Below are 14,487 nucleotides of genomic sequence, written 5' to 3'. Positions count from 1 at the left end.
CTTCACCGAACTTTCCCCCCGACCAAGGAGTGACCATGTCGGACAAGACCTTCCCCACCCACGCCCAGGTCGTCGTCATCGGCGGCGGTGTCATGGGCCTGAGCACCGCCTACCACCTGGCCAAGGCGGGTGTGCAGGACGTGGTCCTGCTGGAGCGGGGTGAGCTCGGCGAGGGCTCCACCTGCAAGGCCGCCGGTGGCGTGCGGGCCCAGTTCTCCGATGCGGTGAACATCGAGCTGGGGCTGCGCAGCCTGGAGGTGTTCCGGAGCTTCCCCGAGCTGTTCGACCAGGACATCGACCTCGACGAGTGCGGCTACCTGTTCCTGCTGGAGCGCGAGGAGGACCTGCGCACCTTCGAGCGGAACGTGGAGCTGCAGAACTCGATGGGGCTGGCCAGCCGCATCATCAGCGTCGAGGAGGCCAAGGAGCTGTCCCCGCTGATCTCCACCGAGGGGCTCATCGCCGGTGTGTGGTCGCCGGAGGCGGGGCACTGCACGCCGGAGTCCGTGGTGCAGGGGTACGCCCGCGCCGCCCGCGCGCTGGGTGTGCGCATCATCCGCCAGTGCGAGGTGACCGACGTGGTGCGCGAGGGCGACGCCCTCACCTCGGTGGTGACCTCGCTGGGGACCATCGCCACCGACGCGGTGGTGTGCTGCGCCGGTGCCTGGTCGCGCCGCATCGGGGAGATGGTGGGCGTGGACCTGCCGGTGGACCCGGTGCGCCGCGAGCTGCTGGTGACCGAGCCGATGCCGGACCTGCCCGCCCAGGTGCCCTTCACCATCGACTTCTCCAGCACCTTGTACTTCCACCGCGAGGGGCCGGGGCTGCTGGTGGGCATGTCCAACCAGGACGAGCAGCCCGGGTTCTCCCTGGAGCACACCGACGAGTGGCTGGAGCAGGTCATCGAGGTGGCCGAGCGCCGCGTGCCCGTACTCGATGAGGTGGGCATGGCCTCGCGCTGGGCCGGGCTGTACGAGGTGACGCCGGACCACAACGCGCTCATCGGGGAGGCCGAGGGCGTCTCGCGGTTCCTGTACGCCACCGGGTTCTCCGGGCACGGGTTCCTGCAGGGCCCCGCCGTGGGTCAGGTGATGGCGGAGCTCTACCTCGGCCAGACGCCCTCGGTGGACGTGAGCGCCCTGCACGGGCGGCGCTTCGAGGGCGCGGGCCTGCGGCCGGAGTTCAACATCGTCTGACCCCGGCCCCCACCCCTCCTCCGGCGCCCGAGAACCGCACCGGTGCGGATCTCGGCCGTCACCGTGCACCACCGGTCCCCGAACTCCGCACCGGTGCGCGTCTCGACTGGGCGGTTTCAAGGGGTCATGGCAACAGGTACTCCGCGAGTGTCTCTTGTGGGGTGGCGAACTCCAAGCGTTTGCGGGGTCGGCGGTTCATCTGGTCGGCCACCATGTCCAGGTCGAGTTGGGAGTGGACTGACAGGTCGGTGCCCTTGGGGAAGTACTGCCGCAGCAGTCCGTTGGTGTTCTCGTTGCTGGCTCGCTGCCACGGGGCGTGCGGGTCGGCGAAGTACACCTGCACCCCGGTCAGGTCGGTCACCTGCTGGTGATGGGCCATCTCGTTGCCCTGGTCCCAGGTCAAGGAACGCTTCAACGTCTCGGGCAGCTCACCGAGCTTGGCGACCAAACCCTGCACGGTCGCCTCGACCCTGAAGCGTCCTGGGTTTCGTTCCGACCTACTTCCTCAAGGAGAATCGGATCATGCCCCAGAAGTACAGCCCCGAGTTCAAGGCTCGTGCCCTGAAGCTCATCGAGGAACGCGTCCGTGCCGAGCAGTGCTCTGGCTGGGTTGCCTGCACCGCCGTCGGCGAAGCTCTCGGCGGGATCTCACCCCACACGCTGCGGAACTGGTGGAAGCAGGACCGCATCGACCAGGGTGAGGCTCCAGGGTTGAGCACCGCTGAGGCCGAGGAGATCACCAAGCTGCGCAGGGAGAACCTCGAGCTGCGACGGGCGAACGAGATCTTGCGCAAGGCCTCGGCTTTTTTCGCAGCGGAGCTCGACCGCCCCACGACGAGATGATCAGGTTCGTCGACGAGCACCGCGACCAGTTCGGGGTCGAGGCCATCTGCCGCACCCTCGGCGCGACAAAGTGTGGGTTCATCACCTCTCGTGGCTACCGGGCCGCGAAGACCCGGCCCGCGTCCGCGCGGGCGCTGCGAGATGATCTCCTACTCAAGGAGATCCGGCGGGTCCACGCGCAGAACTACAGCGTGTACGGGGTGCGCAAGATGCACCACGCGATGGTCCGGGCGGGCTGGGACATCGGCCGGGACCAGACAGCCCGGCTCATGAAAACCGCTGGGCTCGAAGGCGTCCGCCGTGGCCGTAAGCCGATCACCACCCGGCCAGCAGCCGCGTCGGATGCCCGCCCCGACCTCGTGGAACGTCGCTTCGCCGCACAGAGGCCGAACCAGCTCTGGGTCGCTGACATTACCTACGTGCGGATCCCGACCGGGTTCTGCTACGTCGCGTTCATCACCGACGTGCACTCCCGAAAGATCGTGGGGTGGGCGGTCTCGTCCAGCCTCCACACCGCAGGGTTGCCATTGCTGGCCCTGGAGCACGCGCTGATGAGCACCGGCGCAAGCCGGGGCCACAAGGGCTTGATCCACCACAGCGACAGGGGCTCTCAATACGTCAGTCTGGCCTACTCCGACGCGCTCATCACAGCCGGGGTGAGCGCCTCGGTGGGCACCGTGGGCGACTCCTATGACAACGCCCTCGCCGAGACCGTGAACGGCCTCTACAAGGCTGAACTCATCCACTCCAAGCGGCTCTGGGAGTCGACCGAGGCGGTCGAGCTGGCCACCATGGGGTGGGTCCACTGGTGGAACACGCAGCGTCTCCACGAGGCCCTCGGCTACGCCACCCCGACCGAGGTCGAGGCGGCCTACACTCGTGGCCACGACGTAGCGCCCGTTGCGTCCTGACCTCGGAACGAAACCCAGGGCGCTTCACCCGGGGCAGGTCAGGGTCCAGGTGCACCAGGATCAGGTAGTTCGAGTGCCGCTCGACCAGTGTCCCGATCGCTGAGGCGCCGGCCTTGCCGATGATCAAGTCGCCTTCCCAGTGGCCCGGGACCTGCCGGTCCAGTGCCTCGGCGGGCCGGTCCCAGATCGACACCATCCCGGCCACCCGACCCCGTCGCTCGTCCGGTTTACGGCGCGGGTGGCGCACCGTGCGACCCGTGCGCGTCAGGGCCTTCAACTCCCGCTTCAGCCCGCCCCGGGCCTGCAGGTACAAGGTCTTGTAGATCGTTTCGTGACTCACGTGCCAAGCCGGGTCATCAGGGTGCTCACGGCGCAAGCGTCCCACGATCTGCTCGGGTGACAACCGTTCGTCCAACCCGTCCTGCACCGCCTGGGCCAGCACCGGATTGGCCGTCAACTTCAACGGCTTCGGGCGGCGCCGGGCCACCCACGCCGCCCTCTGCGCCATCGCCGGGCTGTACTGCCAGCGCCTGGTCGCGGTGGCACCACCTCGCCGGACCTCCCGGGAGATCGTCGAGGCCGAACGGTCCAGGACCCGGCCGATGTGCCGCAACGAGCACCCCTCCAGGAGCATCTCCTTGATCCGGTACCGCTCCTCCAAAGTCAGCACCCGATCCGGATCCCGCCACGGATCCGGCCCGATCCCACCGGTACGCCGCAGATACTTCCTCAAGCCAGCCTCTGACCACGACAAGTCCGCAGCGATCTGCGCGATAGGCACTCCCATCGCCCGAGCCTTCCAGAACAACTCAGCACGCGCCGGCACCATCTCGAACGACACACCACCAGGCATCCCAAACTCCTCAACACCAACGGTGTTGCGACCACCCCTCGAACCCGCCCTGTCGAACTACGCACCGGTACGGGGTTGAAACCCGCCTGCCGAACCAGATCCGCACCGGTGCGCATCTCGGGTGTCACCGTGCGTTAGCGGTCCGCGAACTCCGCACCGGTGCGGGTCTGGACTGTCACCGTGGCGGGAGGCGTGGGGCGGGTCGGGTCAGAGGGTGACCGTGGTGCCGACACCCTCGGCGCGGGCGCGGTCCAGGACCTCCTCGGCGATGGACGCGTCCTGCACGGCAATGCCCACCGAGTTGTAGAACACCACGTCCTCGTCGCTCCCCCGCCCCGGGTGCGCGCCGGTCGCGATGCTGCCCAGCGGCACCAGCGCCGACCGCTCCACCACGCCCTGGTCCAGCGCGTCGATGACGCACCCCGCCTGGGCCGATGCGGTGTCCACGTCGTCCACCACCACCAACCCGGCACGCCCCAGCAGGTCGGTGCCCACCTCGCTCCGGTCGGGCGCGAACGACCCGACACTGATCACCAGCGCACCCGGGCGCACGTCCCCCGCATCGAGCAGGGGGGTGTGACTGGTGGTGCACAGCGCGATGACGTCACTCTGGCCCACCACCGCAGCCAGGTCGGTGCCCGGCGTGACCGGCACGCCCAGCTCGTCGGCCAGCTCGCGCGCCAGCTCCTCAGCCGCCTCCGCACGCCGCCCGATGAGGTGGATCGCCTCCAGCTGCCGCACCCGCGCCAGCGCCCGGGCGTGCGCGCGGGCCTGCACGCCGGTGCCCACGATGGTGAGCGTCGCCGCATCGCGACGGGCCAACAGGTCCATGGCCACGGCGCTGCCGGCGGCGGTGCGCGGCGTGGTGAGCGCCGGGCCGTCCATCAGCGCCACGGGCTGGCCGGTGTCCGGGTCCATCACCAGCACCACGCCCTGCACGGGGTCGAGCCCGTTGGCGGGGTTCTGCGGCTGGAAGCCGATCACCTTCACCACGCCCGGCGCCTCGGTGGTGCTGCGCGCGGTGTACGTGAGCAGGCTGGCGCCCTCGCGGCCGGGCACGGACACCTTGGGGGCGAGCTCGGCGCGGCCGGAGCCCAGCCCCTCGAACGCGCGCACCTGCGAGGCGTGGACGGCGTCGAGGTCGAGCAGGCCGTCGATCTCGGCGGCGGTCAGCACGAGCAGTTCGGTGGTCATCGGTCCTCCCGGTCGGGGGTGGTGGTGTCCTTCGTGTCGATGGGGTGAGCCGCGCCCGCCGTATCGCCCGGCTCGATGGGATGAGCCGCGCCCGCCGCATCGCCCGGCTCGAGGCGCGAGGCCAACAGCTCCGCGAGGTGCATGCCCTGGGCGTCGCCCAGGTCCGAGGCCTGCAGCCGGCAGGAGAACCCGTCGGTGAGCACCACGTCGTGCTCACCACGCCGCAGGGCGGGCAGCAGGTGCTGCTCGGCGACGGCCACGGACACCTCGTAGTGCCCCAGCTCCACGCCGAAGTTCCCCGCCAGCCCGCAGCAGCCGGCCAGCGCCTCCACCTGCGCCCCGGCACCCTCGAGCAGCCGCTGGTCGGCGCTCCAGCCCATCACCGCGTGGTGGTGGCAGTGCGGCTGGGCCAGCACGCGCACCCCGGTGAGGTCCGGCGGGGTCCAGTCGGTGCGCGCCAGCAGCTCGGCCAGGGTGAGGGTGTGCTCGGCCACCAGCTCGGCCTCGGGCGTGCCCAGCAGCTCGGGGGCGTCCTTGCGCAGCACCCCGGTGCAGGAGGGCTCGATGCCCACGATCGGCACCCCCGCCTGCACGTACGGCAGCAGCTGCTGGACGGTGGCGTCCACCATCCGGCGGGCGGCGTCGAGCTGCCCGGTGGTGATCCACGTGAGCCCGCAACAGGTCTGCCGCGGCAGCAGCTCCACGGAGTACCCGGCCGCCTCCAGCACCGCCACCGTGGCCCGCGCGGCATCGGGCGTGAAGGCGTTGCTGAAGGTGTCGACGAAGAGCACCACGCGGCCCGATGCGGGAGCACCCCCACCGCTGCCGGCGCCCCGGCCGTGCGGGACCGCCACGGGCGGGTCCGCGGGCGCGGCACCCGGGGCGAGGCTCACCCCATCGCGGAGGAAGGTCCGCGGGGCGAAGGTGGGCAGGCCGCGGCGGGGGTCGATGCCGGCCACCCGCAACAGGGCCGGCACGCGGCGGGCGAGCCGCATCATCCGGTTGGCCAGGCCCGGCGTGCGCGCGGCGAGCGCCACCCAGCGCGGCAGCCACCCCAGCGAGTAGTGCGTCACCGGGCGCACCCGGCCGCGGTAGGTCTGGTGCAGCACCTCGGACTTGAGCGTGGCCATGTCGGTGCCGGTGGGGCAGTCCGAGGCGCAGCCCTTGCACGAGAGGCACAGGTCCAGGCTGTCGTGCACCTCGGGCGAGTCGAAGTCCAGCGCACTGTGGCCGTTGACCACCTCCTGCAGCACGCGCGCGCGGCCGCGGGTGGAGTGCCGGTCCTCGCGCGTGGCCAGGTAGGAGGGGCACATGACCGTCGGCGTCTTGTCCAGCACCCCGTCGGCCACGCACTTGCCCACCCCGGTGCAGCGGTGGACGGCGCGGGAGAAGCGGCCGTCGTCCTCGGGGTACATGAACGCCGGCAGTGGCAGGTCGTGGCGCACGCCGGTGATGCGGAGGTTCGCGTCCAGCGGCTCGGGGTCCACCAGCACACCCGGGTTGAGCAGGCCGGTGGGGTCCAGCTCGTGCTTCACGGCGCGGAACAGCCGCAGCGCCGCCGGGGAGTACATGTACGGCAGCAGCTCGCTGCGGGCGCGGCCGTCGCCGTGCTCGCCGGACATGGAGCCGCCGAACTCGGCCACCAGGCGCGCGGCGTCCTCCAGGAAGGCGCGGGAGCGGGCCACGCCGTCGGGCGCCTCAAGCGGCAGGTCCAGGCGCACGTGCATGCAGCCCTCGCCGAAGTGGCCGTACGGCGCGGCGGTCAGGCCGTGGTCCTCGAGCAGGTCGTCGAACCGACGCAGGTAGCCGCCCAGCTGGTCCGGCGGCACCGCGGCGTCCTCCCAGCCGGCGTGGGCGGGCTCGTTCGCTGCGGAGCGGCCGGCCAGCCCGGCGCCGTCGGACCGGATGCGCCACAGCGCGGTGGCCTCGGCGGGGTCGGGCACGGCGCGCGCGTCCACCGCATCGATGGCCTCGATGAGGTGAGCCGCCGCCGCATCGACCTCGCCGGGGGTCTGGCCCGCGAGCTCGACGAAGAGCCACGCATCCCCGCGCGGCAGAGGCGGGACCGCATGCGGGCCACGGCGGTCGCGGAGCACCTGCACCAGGCGGGAGTCGAGCCCCTCGCAGGCGGTGGGGGCGTGCTGCAGCAGGGTGGGCACGGCATCGGCGGCGTCGTACTGGGTGGCGAAGCCGAGGACCACCAGCCGGGTCGATGCGGGGCGCTCCACCAGGCGGACGGTGGCCTGGGTGAGCACGGCGAGAGTGCCCTCGGAGCCCACCAGGAAGCGGGCGAGGTCGGTGCCGTTCTCCGGCAGCAGGTGCTCCAGGGCGTACCCGGAGGCCTGGCGGCCGAAGCGGGCGAACTCGGTGCGGATGGTTGCCAGGTCGGTGGCGGCGATGCGGGCCAGGCGGTCGCGCACCACATCGGCCGACTCGGTGAGATCGGTTCCGTCAGCGAGGAATCCGGCGATGTCGAGGGTGTTGTCGGAGGTGCGGCCGTAGGCGAGGCTCTTGGTGCCGCACGCGTTGTTGCCGATCATGCCGCCGATGGTGCAGCGGGTGGAGGTGGAGGGGTCCGGGCCGAAGAGGAGGCCGTGGGGGCGGGCGGCGTCCTGCAGGCGGGCCTGGACCACGCCGGGCTGCACGGTGGCGGTGCGGGACTCGGGGTCGAGCGCCAGCACCTGGTTCATGTGGCGCGAGAAGTCCAGGACGATGCCGGGGCCGATGGCGTTGCCGGCAATGGAGGTTCCTGCGCCGCGGGCCGTGAGCGGGATGCCCTCGGCGCGGGCCACCTCGAGGGCGCGGGCCACCTCGTCGGCGTCGCGCGGCATCACGACCACCTGGGGCGGGACGCGGTAGAGCGAGGCGTCGGTGGAGCGAGTGGCCAGGGTGGCGGCGTCGTCGCGGACGTCGGTGAGGCCCGCGCCCGTGAGCAGGGCTGCCAGCGAGGTGGTGCTGACTGTGGCCAAGGGACCTCCCGGTGCGCCGTGGGCCCGCCGGTTTCCGGGGCCCGCCTGTGACGTGTGACACCCATCATGGCTGGTGGGTTCGGGGCCCGTGCGGCCGGGTGGGGTGGGCGGGCGTCAGGCGTCCAGCGCCATGGACCACGCCCGCAGCAGCCCGGCCAGCTGCTCGCGTTCGGCGGCCGACAACCCCTCCACCAGGCGGTGCTCGTTGCGGAGGTGGTCCTCCAGGGCAGCCTCCACCACGCGCCTGCCCTCGGCCGTGAGCTCCACCTCCACCACCCGCCGGCTGTGCGCGGCCTGTTCACGGGTCACCAGCCCCTTGCCCTCGAGCCGGTCCAGCCGGTGGGTGATGGCGCCGGAGGTCACCATCGAGTTCCGGTGCAGCTCCCCCACGGTCAGCCGGTGCGGCGCCCCCGAGCGCAGCAGCGTGGCCAGCAGGTCGAACTCCCCCCGCACCAGGCCGTGCTCGGCGAACACCTCGCGCAGGCTCTGGTCCAGCACGGCCGCCAGCCGGCTCACCCGCCCGATGAGGCCCATGGGGCTCGCGTCCAGGTCGGGCCGCTCCCGCGCCCACTGGGCCAGGATCGCGTCCACCGCATCCCCATCGTGCTCCGCACCCGCTGCCCGGTCGCCGCCACGCACCATCTCAACCTCTCAACGCTCAACTGTTTGACACGACGCTAACACCCCCCTAACGTCTCAGCATTGAACGTTTCAACTCTGAGAGGTTCTGATGAGTCCCGTGACACGCACCCTCCTCACCGCATCGGCCCCCGTCGCCTGGGGCACCACCTACTGGGTGACGGCGGAACTCCTGCCCCCGGGGCACCCGCTGTGGGCCGGCCTCCTGCGCGCTCTGCCCGCCGGCCTGCTGCTGGTGGCCCTGTCCGGCCACCTCCCCCGTGGCGACTGGTGGTGGCGCGCCGCCGTGCTGGGCACGCTCAACATCGGCGCCTTCTTCGCGCTGCTGTTCGCGGCCGCCTACCGCCTGCCCGGCGGGGTCGCGGCCACGCTCGGCGCGGTCTCCCCCCTCTTGGTCGCCCTGCTGGCCCACCTGCTGGTCGGCGAGCGCCTCACCCTCCACCGCCTCATCTGCGGCGTGATCGGCGTGGTCGGGGTCGGCCTGATGGTGCTGCGCGCCAGCGCCGCCCTCGATGCGGTGGGCGTCGCCGCCGGCCTCGCCGGCGCGGCCTCCATGGCCACCGGCTCCGTCCTCACCAAGCGCTGGGGCAACCCCACCACCCCGCTGGCCTTCGCGGGCTGGCAGCTGACCGCCGGTGGACTGTTCCTCCTGCCACTGGCCCTGGCCGTCGAGGGAACCCTGCCCACCCTCGATGCGGGAGCGGTGGCGGGCTACCTGTGGCTCGCCCTGCCCGGGGCCGCCCTGGCCTATCCCCTGTGGTTCCGCGGCATCGGCACCCTGCCCGTGGGGGCGGTGGCCTTCCTGGCGCTGCTGTCCCCGGCTGTCGCGGCCCTCATCGGCGTGGGGCTGGCCGGGGAGCACCTGACCGGACCGCAGTGGGCCGGCTTCGCCCTCGCGCTGGGTGCGGTCGCCGCGGCGCAGGTGCCGCCTCATCGATGGCCGATGGGGAGCGCCACCCCATCCCCCGGGCACACCGTCCGAATGCACCCCGCACAGAAGGAGAACTGACCATGCGCATCATCGTTCTGGGAGCGGCCGGCGCCACGGGGCGTCGTGTCGTCGCCGAGGCCCGTCGCCGCGGGCACGAGGTCACTGCGGCGGGTCGCACCGCGGGCCCTGCCATCGACCAGGTGGTGGACGGGCGCGATGCGGACGCCCTGGCCGATGCCGTGCGCGGCCACGACGCGTTGGTGGTCGCCACCCGGGTGAATCCGAAGGCGGCGGCGGAGGTGCCGGTACTCACCCGCACGGCCGCTCGGGTTGCCGACGGCTTGGGCGTGCGCCTCGTGGTGGTCGGGGGTGCGGCGGTCCTGACGGTCCCGGGGACCGGGGTCCTTGCGCTCGACGACCCCGGCTGGGTGCCGCCGGCGATCCGGCCGATTGCCCTGGCGAGCGTGAGCCAGTGGGACGCCCTGCGTGACCAGCCCGGTGACTGGGTGCTGCTGGCTCCTGCGGCGCTGTTCGCCCCGGTGGAGGACCTGCCGGGCGGGGCCGTGGGCGGCTACCGACTCACGGGCGGTGAGCTGCCCGTCATCGACGGCGTCTCGGAGCTGGCCATGGAGGACATGGCGCTGGCGGTGGTGGACCAGGCCGTGGCCTCCACCCTGTGCCGGGAGCTCAGCGGCGTGGGGCCGGCGGCGTAGCGGCGACCCCCCCCGGCCCCATCGGGAGCGGGCTGGATCTCCTTGCGGCCCTGGAGCGTCACGGACAGCCATAGGATCCACGTGTGATGGAGCTCCGCACCGAACCGCACTTCTTCCTGCAGGACAAGTACATGGGCAACGGGTTGATCCACCGCAACGGCCACCTGGAGACCACCGACCGGCGGACCCTCAAGGGGGATCTGACGAACGCCAACGGGCTCCACGAACTCGGCATCCCGCTGGACATCATCGGCACCGTCGTCCACGACTCCTTCAAGAACGCCGTCGAGGCCCTGGGAGCAACCGGCGTCCGCTTCCACGAACTCCCCCCACCCTCGGAGAAGATGCAGGCCACCAAACCAGGAGCATGGTGGGCCCTGGAGATCACCGGCACCTCACCGGCCTACTCCGACACCTTCCACGACGACCACGTCCGGACCGTGAAACTGCCAGCCGTGTGGACACTCGAGTCCTACTGCACCGACCCCACCCCCCAAGGGTGGGACGGCAGCGACTTCTACCACCCAGGTGAAACGGGGTATAAGTACGTCACCCAGCGCGTCGCTGACGCCCTCACCGCAGCCGGGGTCGACGTCCGCCTCGAAGAGGTTGGTCGCCACCCCCACCCCGTCTGGGACACCCAAGAATGCGACAACCAAGCCGAAGCATGGCGCGCCCGCATGGGAGTCGACTTCGCCGACTGGCCCGACCCCGGCTGCTGCCCCAACCTCCTACGCCCAGCCACCACCTGATCGACCACACACCCCACACGCAAACACCCGAGACCCGCACCGGTGCGGATCTCGGGTGCCACGGGGCCGGGGCGATCAGCCCTCGGCCACCTCATCGGTGTAGCTGGCGGCCTTGCGACGGGCGGCGTCCATCATCGGCACGCGCACCTCACGCTCGTCGGCCACCTCGATGGCCCGGTCGTAGCCCGCATCCACGTGCCGCAGCACACCCATGCCCGGGTCGTTGGTCAGCAACCGCTCCAGCTTCTGCGCCGCCAGGTCGGTGCCGTCGGCCAGCCCCACCTGCCCGGCGTGGATCGACCGCCCGATGCCCACGCCGCCACCGTGGTGGATGGACGTCCACGCCGCCCCGGAGCTCGCCGAGGTCAGCGCGTTGAGCAGCGGCCAGTCGGCCACGGCGTCGGTGCCGTCCTTCATCGACTCGGTCTCCCGGTAGGGGCTCGCCACCGAACCGGAGTCCAGGTGGTCACGCCCGATGACGATGGGCGCCGACACCTTGCCGGAGCGCACCAGTTCGTTGAACAGCATCCCGGCCTTGTGCCGCTCGCCATAGCCCAGCCAGCAGATGCGGGCCGGCAGCCCCTCGAACTCCACGAACTCGTCCGCCGCGTCCAGCCAGCGGTGCAGGTGCTCGTTCTCCGGGAACAGCTCCTTCAGCGCGGCGTCGGTGACCTTGATGTCCTCCGGGTCGCCGGACAGCGCCACCCAGCGGAACGGGCCGAGCCCCTCGCAGAACAGCGGCCGGATGTAGGCCGGCACGAAGCCGGGGAACTCGAACGCCCGGTCGTACCCGGCCTTGCGGGCCTCGTCGCGGATGGAGTTGCCGTAGTCGAACACCTCCGCGCCCGCGTCCTGGAACTCCACCATCGCCTTCACGTGCGCGGCCATGCACTCCTGCGCACGGCGGGTGAACTCGGCCGGGTCGCGCTCGGCCTCGGCCTGCCAGTCGGCCACCGAGATGCCCAGCGGCAGGTAGCTCAGCGGGTCGTGGGCGCTGGTCTGGTCGGTCACCACGTCCACCTGCAGGTCGCCGGCCCGGTGGCGCCGCAGCAGCTCGGGGAACACCTCGGCCGCGTTGCCCACGATGCCGATGCTCAGCCCCCGCTTCTCCTCCTTGGCCGCGTTGGCCCGCGCAATCGCATCGTCGATGTCGTCCGCGATCTCGTGCAGGTACCGCTTGCCCACGCGACGCTCCAGGCGGGTGCGGTCGACGTCCACGACGAGGCACACCCCATCGTTCAGGGTCACGGCCAACGGCTGCGCGCCGCCCATGCCACCGCACCCACCGGTGAGGGTGATGGTGCCCGCCAGCGTGCCACCGCCCGCTGTCTGGCCGCCCTGGCGGGCGGCGAGCTTGGCAGCTACGGCGGCGAAGGTCTCGTAGGTGCCCTGCAGGATGCCCTGGGTGGCGATGTAGATCCACGACCCGGCCGTCATCTGGCCGTACATCATCAGGCCCTCGGCCTCGAGCTCGCGGAAGTGCTCCCAGGTGGCCCAGTCGCCCACCAGGTTGGAGTTCGCGATGAGGACGCGCGGCGCCCACTCGTGCGTGCGCAGGATGCCGACAGGCTTGCCGGACTGCACCAGCAGCGTCTCGTCGTCCTCCAGGTCCTTCAGGCTGGCCACGATGGCGTCGAACGCCTCCCAGGAGCGCGCCGCCCGGCCCGTGCCGCCGTAGACCACCAGGTCGTCGGGGCGCTCGGCCACCTCGGGGTCGAGGTTGTTCATGAGCATGCGCAAGGGGGCCTCGGTCTGCCAGCTCTTGCAGGTGAGCTCGGTGCCGCGGGGTGCGCGGACGGGGCGGGCGCCTTCCATGGGGTCCTCCTGGGTGGGTCGGGCGGGGGGTGGCCGGGTGTGGTGACCGGGCCTGGTGCGATGTCGCCATTGCAACAGCCGATGCGGGGGACGTCACCTGAGCGCGTCGCCGCGGTGTCCCACATCTGGGACGGGCCACACCGTCCGACGGGCCCCGGTCGCGGGCCCCCGCCCCGCCCCAGCCGTAGGCTCGGCGCCATGACCGAGGACCTCGCCGCCCGCCGCCGCACTGCCGCAGCCGCTGCCACCCGCCACCTCACCGGCGGCCGCCCCTCCCCGGCCGAGGAGCTCCGCAGCCTGGCCGACCACCTGGACGAGCTCACCGCATCGGGCGCCCTGGAGGCCGGCAGCGCCGGGTGGGACTCCTACGGGGAGCACGGCACGGTCACCCTGCTGGAGCGCCGCGTGGCCAAGCTGCTCGGCACCGAGGACGCCGTGCTCTTCCCCAGCGGCGTCATGGCCCAGGAGGTCGCGCTGCGCGTGCACTGCGACGCAGCCGGCACGCGGCGGGTGGCCATGCCCAACCTCTCCCACCTGCTGGTGCACGAGGAGGACGGCCCGCGTCGCCTGCACGGCTTCGAGGTGGAGCACCTCACCACCGGCGCGAAGGTCGCCACCGCCGAGGACCTCGCCGCCATCCCCGGCCGCCTCGGCGCGGTGCTGGCCGAGCTCCCGCTGCGCGACGGCTCCTACCTGCTGCCCACCTGGGACGAGCTGCAGGGCCTCTCCGCCGCCTGCCGGGAGCGCGGCGTCGCGCTGCACCTGGACGGAGCGCGACTGTGGGAGAGCCAGCCGTGGTTCAACCGGCCGCTCGCGGAGATCGCCGGCCTGGCAGACTCGGTCTACGTCTCGTTCTACAAGGGCCTGGCCGGGCTCGCCGGCGCCGCACTGGCCGGCACCGAGGACCTCTGCCGCGAGGCCCGCGTGTGGCGCCGCCGGCAGGGAGGGACCCTGTTCACCCTGATGCCGTACGCCGCCTCCGCGCTGCGCGGCCTGGACGAGCACCTCCCCCAGATGGCCGCGCGCCACGAGTACGCCGTCGCCTGGGCGCGGGCGCTGGCCGAGCGCGGGCTGCGCACGGTGCCGGCCGAGCCGCACGCCGTCGCCTTCCGCGTGTACGCCCCCAGCGAGCCCGATGCGGTGAGCGACCGCGCGCTGGAGGCGGTGGAGCGCGACCGCATCGGACTGCCCATGGCGTGGCAGCCCGCCGACGTGCCCGGCTGGGCCTGGTGCGAGCTCACCGCCGCCGCCAGCACGCTGGAGTTCGACCTGGACGAGGCCGCAGACCTCATCGCCCAGGTCGCCGGGGTCAGCCGGCCCGACCCTTCATCCGCGGGTTCTGCCGGTTGATCACGTAGGTGCGCCCGCGGCGGCGCACGACCTGCGCACCGGGCTGGCGGGCGAGGCTCCGCAGGGAGGCACGCACCTTCATCGGATCACCTCACCCCGGGCGAGCATGTCGGCCACGACGGCATCGATCCCGCGCTTGTCGATGGTCCTGATGCCGCGGGCACTGACGGTGAGCCGCACGTGGCGGCCCAGCGAGGGCACCCAGTAGCGGCGGCGCTGGACGTTCGGGGTCCAGCGCCGCGGGGTGCGGCGGTGGGAATGGCTGATGGAGCGGCCGAAGGAGACCGTGGCCCCCGTGACCTGACAACGTGCACTCATGCG

General features: G+C 72.1%; 13 protein-coding genes, 1 pseudogene and 1 other annotated feature. Of the genes and pseudogenes, 6 read left to right on the top strand and 8 right to left on the bottom strand.

The genetic code is table 11. The annotated features are described in order from the left end of the window. Nucleotides 1-35: 35 nt before the first annotated feature. Nucleotides 36-1,196: an NAD(P)/FAD-dependent oxidoreductase gene (locus tag ACEY2A_RS11150; RefSeq protein ID WP_374928648.1), complete on the top strand. Its 1,161-nt coding sequence runs from the start codon at nt 36-38 to the stop codon at nt 1,194-1,196. Nucleotides 1,197-1,320: 124 nt separating this feature from the next. Here the strand turns inward: ACEY2A_RS11150 and ACEY2A_RS11145 are convergent, their stop codons facing one another. Further along, nucleotides 1,321-1,653, bottom strand: coding sequence for an IS30 family transposase (locus tag ACEY2A_RS11145; RefSeq protein ID WP_374928647.1), 333 nt, complete (start codon nt 1,651-1,653; stop codon nt 1,321-1,323). A 65-nt stretch (nt 1,654-1,718) separates the two neighbouring features. On the opposite strand from ACEY2A_RS11145, the gene ACEY2A_RS11140 reads away from it, so the two are divergent. After that, nucleotides 1,719-2,950, top strand: a protein-coding gene (locus tag ACEY2A_RS11140) for an IS3 family transposase (protein ID WP_374928272.1) whose coding sequence is annotated in 2 segments (ribosomal slippage) — nt 1,719-1,998 and nt 1,998-2,950 — 1,233 coding nt in all. Because the reading frame shifts where the segments join, the coding sequence is not laid out codon by codon here. After that, nucleotides 1,997-2,099 (top strand) — a sequence feature (AL1L pseudoknot). Its footprint overlaps the gene before it by 103 nt. Nucleotides 2,951-3,005: 55 nt before the next feature. On the opposite strand, the pseudogene ACEY2A_RS11135 reads toward ACEY2A_RS11140, so the two are convergent. The 4 genes and pseudogenes from ACEY2A_RS11135 to ACEY2A_RS11120 form a co-directional block, all read right to left on the bottom strand. Next, a pseudogene (locus ACEY2A_RS11135) lies at nt 3,006-3,737 on the bottom strand (IS30 family transposase); the annotation flags it as partial. A 273-nt stretch (nt 3,738-4,010) separates the two neighbouring features. Continuing rightward, on the bottom strand, nt 4,011-4,997 hold the full coding sequence (locus ACEY2A_RS11130) for an ornithine cyclodeaminase family protein (protein WP_374928646.1): 987 nt from the start codon (nt 4,995-4,997) through the stop codon (nt 4,011-4,013). After that, entirely contained in the window at nt 4,994-7,966 is a 2,973-nt protein-coding gene (locus tag ACEY2A_RS11125) for an FAD-binding and (Fe-S)-binding domain-containing protein (protein WP_374928645.1), read from the bottom strand. Before ACEY2A_RS11125 ends, ACEY2A_RS11130 begins: the two co-directional genes overlap by 4 nt. A 114-nt stretch (nt 7,967-8,080) precedes the next feature. Further along, the gene (locus ACEY2A_RS11120; protein WP_374928644.1) at nt 8,081-8,608 is read right to left on the bottom strand and encodes a MarR family winged helix-turn-helix transcriptional regulator; all 528 of its coding nucleotides are present in this window, start codon (nt 8,606-8,608) and stop codon (nt 8,081-8,083) included. A gap of 88 nt (nt 8,609-8,696) precedes the next feature. On the opposite strand from ACEY2A_RS11120, the gene ACEY2A_RS11115 reads away from it, so the two are divergent. From ACEY2A_RS11115 to ACEY2A_RS11105, 3 genes are all read left to right on the top strand, one after another. Next, nucleotides 8,697-9,614 carry an EamA family transporter gene (locus ACEY2A_RS11115; protein WP_374928643.1) on the top strand — a complete coding sequence of 306 codons (918 nt, stop codon included), beginning with the start codon at nt 8,697-8,699 and terminating at the stop codon, nt 9,612-9,614. 2 nt (nt 9,615-9,616) lie between these two features. Further along, nucleotides 9,617-10,249 (top strand): NAD(P)-dependent oxidoreductase, encoded by a 633-nt coding sequence (locus tag ACEY2A_RS11110; protein WP_374928642.1) that lies wholly within the window; start codon nt 9,617-9,619, stop codon nt 10,247-10,249. Nucleotides 10,250-10,335: 86 nt separating this feature from the next. Continuing rightward, nucleotides 10,336-11,001, top strand: coding sequence for a hypothetical protein (locus ACEY2A_RS11105; RefSeq protein WP_374928641.1), 666 nt, complete (start codon nt 10,336-10,338; stop codon nt 10,999-11,001). 75 nt (nt 11,002-11,076) lie between these two features. Here ACEY2A_RS11105 and hutU read toward each other — a convergent pair whose 3' ends face one another. Further along, entirely contained in the window at nt 11,077-12,816 is a 1,740-nt protein-coding gene (gene hutU, locus ACEY2A_RS11100; RefSeq protein ID WP_374928640.1) for a urocanate hydratase, read from the bottom strand. Nucleotides 12,817-13,014: 198 nt separating this feature from the next. Here hutU and ACEY2A_RS11095 point away from each other — a divergent pair, with 198 nt between their 5' ends. Beyond that, nucleotides 13,015-14,166, top strand: a complete 1,152-nt coding sequence (locus ACEY2A_RS11095) for a threonine aldolase family protein (protein ID WP_374928639.1) — start codon at nt 13,015-13,017, stop codon at nt 14,164-14,166. On the opposite strand, the gene ACEY2A_RS11090 is transcribed toward ACEY2A_RS11095, so the two are convergent. Together ACEY2A_RS11090 and rpmB are read right to left on the bottom strand one after the other, a co-directional pair. Further along, entirely contained in the window at nt 14,126-14,248 is a 123-nt protein-coding gene (locus ACEY2A_RS11090) for a ribosomal protein bL36 (protein WP_374928638.1), read from the bottom strand. The genes ACEY2A_RS11095 and ACEY2A_RS11090 overlap by 41 nt on opposite strands. Beyond that, complete coding sequence (rpmB, locus tag ACEY2A_RS11085) at nt 14,245-14,484, bottom strand: 50S ribosomal protein L28 (RefSeq protein ID WP_374928637.1); 240 nt, start codon at nt 14,482-14,484, stop codon at nt 14,245-14,247. Before rpmB ends, ACEY2A_RS11090 begins: the two co-directional genes overlap by 4 nt. Nucleotides 14,485-14,487: the final 3 nt, after the last annotated feature.

This window comes from Kytococcus sedentarius (assembly GCF_041937525.1).
GTDB lineage: Bacteria > Actinomycetota > Actinomycetes > Actinomycetales > Dermatophilaceae > Kytococcus > Kytococcus sedentarius_A.
The sequence above is the reverse complement of the archived record's forward strand: the minus strand, read 5'-3'. Positions and strand labels throughout refer to the sequence as shown.

Coding starts and splice junctions, on each gene's coding strand:
- ACEY2A_RS11105 (WP_374928641.1), top strand. CDS start 10,336: ATGGAGCTCCGCACCGAACCGCACTTCTTCCTGCAGGACAAGTACATG.
- ACEY2A_RS11095 (WP_374928639.1), top strand. CDS start 13,015: ATGACCGAGGACCTCGCCGCCCGCCGCCGCACTGCCGCAGCCGCTGCC.
- ACEY2A_RS11090 (WP_374928638.1), bottom strand. CDS start 14,248: ATGAAGGTGCGTGCCTCCCTGCGGAGCCTCGCCCGCCAGCCCGGTGCG.
- ACEY2A_RS11120 (WP_374928644.1), bottom strand. CDS start 8,608: ATGGTGCGTGGCGGCGACCGGGCAGCGGGTGCGGAGCACGATGGGGAT.
- rpmB (WP_374928637.1), bottom strand. CDS start 14,484: ATGAGTGCACGTTGTCAGGTCACGGGGGCCACGGTCTCCTTCGGCCGC.
- ACEY2A_RS11115 (WP_374928643.1), top strand. CDS start 8,697: ATGAGTCCCGTGACACGCACCCTCCTCACCGCATCGGCCCCCGTCGCC.
- hutU (WP_374928640.1), bottom strand. CDS start 12,816: ATGGAAGGCGCCCGCCCCGTCCGCGCACCCCGCGGCACCGAGCTCACC.
- ACEY2A_RS11130 (WP_374928646.1), bottom strand. CDS start 4,997: ATGACCACCGAACTGCTCGTGCTGACCGCCGCCGAGATCGACGGCCTG.
- ACEY2A_RS11150 (WP_374928648.1), top strand. CDS start 36: ATGTCGGACAAGACCTTCCCCACCCACGCCCAGGTCGTCGTCATCGGC.
- ACEY2A_RS11110 (WP_374928642.1), top strand. CDS start 9,617: ATGCGCATCATCGTTCTGGGAGCGGCCGGCGCCACGGGGCGTCGTGTC.